The organism is Amycolatopsis sp. NBC_01286, from assembly GCF_035982555.1.
In the GTDB taxonomy this organism is placed as follows: Bacteria; Actinomycetota; Actinomycetes; order Mycobacteriales; family Pseudonocardiaceae; genus Amycolatopsis.
Window position 1 is genome coordinate 6,001,440 of the sequence record NZ_CP108428.1, and the last position, 3,842, is coordinate 6,005,281.

The following is a 3,842-nucleotide window of genomic DNA, read 5'->3' on the forward strand; positions in this document are numbered from 1 at the left end:
AGAGATCCGGAGGAGTCATGCCGGTCGCCCACCGCACGAGCGTCGCGCTCTTCCCCGGCCAGGGAACCCAGGCCAAGGGGATGGGAGCGGGCCTGTTCGACCGCTACCCCGAGCACGTCGCCCTCGCCGGTGACGTCCTCGGTTACGACATCACCCGGCTGTGCCTCGAAGACCCCGACGGCCGCCTCGACGACACCCGCTACACCCAGCCCGCGCTCTACGTCGTCAACGCTCTGTCCTATTGGGACGGTCTCGACCGCGGCGAGCCGGCGGCCGACGTCCTGCTCGGGCACAGCCTCGGCGAGTACAACGCGCTGCTCGCCGCGGGCGCGTTCGACTTCGAGACGGGCCTGAAGCTCGTCGCCCAGCGGGCGGCGCTGATGGCCACCGAACGCGACGGCGCGATGCTGGCCGTCGTCGGGCCGTCCGAAGCGGAACTCGCCGAGGTGCTCGCCGAGCAAGAACTGTCCACGTTGGACGTGGCGAATCGCAACACCCCGGCGCAGAACGTCCTGTCCGGACCGGCGGCCGACATCGACCGGGCGCGCGAAACGCTTTCGGGGAGGGGCATCCGGGTCGCCGCGCTGCGGGTCTCGGCCGCCTTCCACTCGCGGTACATGCGCGCCGCGCGGGACGAGTTCGCCGCCTTCCTGCGCGGGTTCCGGTTCGCGCCGCTGGCCGGGACCGTGATCGCCAACGTGACCGCGCGCCCGTACCGCGACGGCGACATCGCCCGGACGCTCGGCGACCAGATCGCCGGGACCGTGCGCTGGGCCGACAGCGTCCGCGCGGTGCTGCGCCGGCGCCCGGCGGCGAACTTCCGCGAAATCGGCGGGGAAGGAGTGCTGACCCGGATGGTCCGGCAGATCGACACACCCCTGGCGGCGCCGGAGAAACCGCGCCGCGTGTTCACCGTGGCCTACGCCGGGGGCGACGAAAACGCCTACCGCGCCCTGGCCGAGCACACCCGCGACCTGGACGTCGTGGCGCTCGAACGGCCGGGCCGCGGCCGGCGGGTGGCGCAGCCGCTGCTGGCCGACGCCGACGCCGTCGTCGCCGACCTGATGGACCAGCTGCGGGACCACGTCGGCGAGCCGTACGCGATCTACGGCCACAGCCTCGGCGCGCGGCTGGCGTTCCGGCTCTGCCGCCGGCTGCGGGCCGAAGGCCTGCCCGCGCCGGTGCGGCTCGTCGTCTCCGGCGAGTGCGGGCCTGCCGTGCCGAGCCGCGAGCGGGACACCTGGCGCCTCACCGGCGACGCGTTCTGGGCGCACCTCGACCAGCTGGGCGGCGTCCCGGCGCAGCTGCGGCAGTTCGAGGACCTGATGGCGCACTACGAGCGCGTGCTGCGCGCGGACTTCACCGTCCTCGGCCGGTACGTCCACGACGACGAGCCGCCGCTGGACGTGCCGATCACCGTGGTCACCGGCGACCGCGAGCCGTTCAGCGACGCCGAGATCAGCGCGTGGCAGCGCGAAACCACCGAGCCGCTGGAGCGCCACCGGCTGCCCGGCGACCACTTCTTCATCCGCGAGCACTGGGCCGGACTGGCCGGACTGATCGAGGGAGCACCCCATGCCTGACGCGACGTTGACCGCCGAGCTGCAGAGCTACCTGGAGGACGAGGCGCTGTTCCGGTTCGGCGACGAGATCACCGGGGACACCGATCTCTTCAAGGCCGGGGTGCTCGACTCGTTCGGCTACATCTCGCTGATGAACCACGTCCACGAGCGCTACGGCGTCGAACTGGGCGAGGACATGCTCGACTCGGTGCTCGTGTCGCTGCGCGCGATCGTCGAGTTCGTCGAGGCGAGCGCCGTCCCGAGCGCGGACGGCCGGTAACCGGCATGTGCGGAATCGCCGGCGTCTACGGCAGTGGGCGTCCGCCCGGGGACGACCGGGACCTGATCGCGGGCCTGCTGCGTCAGATCGAGCACCGCGGCCCGGACGAGGCCGGCTGCTACCTCGACGACAAGCTCGTGATGGGCACGGTCCGGCTCAGCATCATCGACCTCGCGAGCGGCTCCCAGCCCGTCGGCAGCGCCGACGGCCGCTGGTGGCTCTGCTACAACGGCGAGCTCTACAACTACCGCGAGCTCCGTCGCGAGCTGCAGCGGCTCGGCGCGCGGTTCCGCACCGACTCCGACACCGAGGTCGTGCTGCAGGCCTGGCTCACGTGGGGCCGCGACTGCCTGTCGCGCTTCAACGGCGCCTTCGCGTTCGCCGTCTACGACTCCCTGGCCGACGAGCTCACGCTGGTCCGCGACCGGTACGGCAAGCGCCCGCTGTTCGTGGCGCGTCACGACGGCGCGTGGCTGTTCGCCTCCGAGATGAAGGCCTTCCTGGCCTACCCCGGCTTCCGGTTCTCCTTCGACCCCGAGCACCTGGCGTCGATCTTCGCCACCTGGACGCCGCTGCCCGCGCAGAGCGGCTACCGCGACATCGAGCAGGTGCCGATGGGGGAGTACCTGTGCCTGCGCGGCGACGACGTCGAACGCGGCCGCTGGGCCACCCTCGATCTGGAGCCCGGCCCGGCGCCGGAGTCGGAAGACGACGCGATCGAGCGGGTCCGCGCCGAGCTGGCGGCCGCCGTCGACGTCCGGCTGCGCAGCGACGTCGAGGTCGGCGTCTACGTCTCGGGCGGGCTCGACTCCTCGATCATCGCGCACCTCGCCGCGAGCCGGCAGGCCGCGCCGCTGCGCACGTTCTCCCTGGAGTTCGAGGACGCCGTCGTCGACGAGTCCGCCGAGCAGGCCGCGGTCACCGGCGAGCTGGGCACCCGCCACCACGCCGTGCGCGTCCGCGACCAGGACGTCGTCCAGGCGTTCCCGGCCGCGGTGAAGCACGCCGAGGTGCCCGCGTTCCGCACCGCGTTCGTCCCGATGTACCTGCTCGCCGAGCAGGTGAAGGCGGCCGGGATCAAGGTGGTGCTCAGCGGCGAGGGCGCGGACGAGGCGTTCCTCGGCTACGGCATCTTCAAGGACGCGCTGCTGCTGGATGCGTGGCACGACCTCGACGAGCGGACCCGGCTCGACCGGATCGCGCGGATCTACCCGTACCTGCCGCACTTTTCCGGCGAAGGCGCGCCGAAGCGGATGCTGGGCCTGTACCGGCAGTTCACGGAGGAACACCTGCCCGGGCTGTTCTCGCACCAGATGCGCTTCCAGAACGGCCGCTTCGCCGCCCGGCTGCTGCGTGACGCGGGCGCGCCGTTCGACGCGGCCCAGCGGCTGGTCGCCGACGAGCCGGGCTACGCGGATCTCGGCGCGGTGCAGAAGGCGCAGTGGCTGGAGTTCCGCACGCTGCTGGCCGGTTACCTGCTCTCCACCCAGGGCGACCGGATGACGCTCGGGCACGGCGTCGAGAACCGCTGCCCGTTCCTCGACCCGGCGGTCGTGCGGCTGGCCGCGTCGGTCAACCACCGCTTCGGCGACCCGTTCGACGAGAAGTACCTCCTCAAGCGCGCCTACGCCGACGTGCTGCCGGAACGGGTCGTCGCCAAGGGCAAGTTCCCCTACCGCGCCACGGACAGCGCCGCCTTCGTGCGCGCGTGGCCGGACTACCGCGACACCCTGACCGACCAGGCCACGCTCGACGCGATCGGCGTCCTCGACACGCGGTTCGCCCGCGCGCTCGTCGACCGGGTCTTCGACGGCCCCGCCGAACGCATCGGCACCAAGGAGAACCAGGCGTTCACCCTGCTGGCGTCGCTGTTCTGGCTGCACCACTGGTTCGTCCGCGGGCAGGCCCTGGATCGCGGGCCGCTGCGCGCCGGACTGCGCGTGGTCGACCGCCGTACCAGCGTTCTGCCGGCCTGACCGGCACGGAAGACGAGGATTCCC

3 protein-coding genes are annotated in these 3,842 nt (G+C 72.3%); all 3 read left to right on the top strand.

Annotated features, from left to right (window positions below):
* Window positions 1–17 precede the first annotated feature (17 nt).
* Genes OG570_RS28870 through asnB form a run of 3 tightly spaced genes read left to right on the top strand, consistent with a single transcriptional unit; the run spans window position 18 to window position 3,818 of the window.
* Window positions 18–1,583 carry a thioesterase domain-containing protein gene (locus OG570_RS28870; protein ID WP_326952294.1) on the top strand — a complete coding sequence of 522 codons (1,566 nt, stop codon included), beginning with the start codon at window positions 18–20 and terminating at the stop codon, window positions 1,581–1,583.
* Complete coding sequence (locus OG570_RS28875; RefSeq protein WP_247051087.1) at window positions 1,576–1,842, top strand: acyl carrier protein; 267 nt, start codon at window positions 1,576–1,578, stop codon at window positions 1,840–1,842. The genes OG570_RS28870 and OG570_RS28875 overlap by 8 nt, the downstream gene beginning before the upstream one ends.
* A 5-nt stretch (window positions 1,843–1,847) precedes the next feature.
* Window positions 1,848–3,818 carry an asparagine synthase (glutamine-hydrolyzing) gene (gene asnB, locus OG570_RS28880; protein ID WP_326952295.1) on the top strand — a complete coding sequence of 657 codons (1,971 nt, stop codon included), beginning with the start codon at window positions 1,848–1,850 and terminating at the stop codon, window positions 3,816–3,818.
* The last annotated feature ends 24 nt before the right edge of the window (window positions 3,819–3,842 follow it).